This window comes from Halobellus sp. Atlit-38R, assembly GCF_003665925.1.
GTDB lineage: Archaea > Halobacteriota > Halobacteria > Halobacteriales > Haloferacaceae > Haloquadratum > Haloquadratum inordinatus.
Genome location: NZ_QXIJ01000382.1, coordinates 1 through 441 on the forward strand (window position 1 = coordinate 1; position 441 = coordinate 441).

General features: G+C 64.6%; 1 pseudogene. It reads right to left on the minus strand.

The annotated features are described in order from the left end of the window. Positions 1–441: pseudogene (locus D3D02_RS19960) on the minus strand (ATP-binding protein); the annotation flags it as partial.

Genomic DNA, 441 nt, shown 5'->3' on the forward strand with positions numbered 1-441 from the left:
GTTGGAAGACGACTTGGAACGCTGTCGGCGCTGTCGCCTCCATCAGATGGTCGATCAGCGACGCCAGCGCCGCGCCGGGCTCGTCGACGGACGAGAGATCGCCGTTCGTTTCCTCTGCCGTGAACGGCGTCAGCGAGGTCATCCAGTCCTGCTTCCGTGACGCGGAGCCACACCACCGGACACCAAGCGGCGAGACAGCGTCTTGTGCCGGGCGAGCCAAAATCGTTCCCGCCGGTGTCATCGTCGGCTTCTCGATGGCCCGTCGCTCTTCCTCGTCGTCTGGAAGTGCATCGGGCGGCGCTAGTTCGAGGGCTGAGTCCCCGACAGTAACGTGATGATCGGGGACGCTCGTGGCTGCTGTACCGCCGTCGACAACGGGGTCCGCTTCGGCTGGCTCGGAGTCCCTTGATTCCTCGTCGACGATGTCGTACTGTTCTGCCG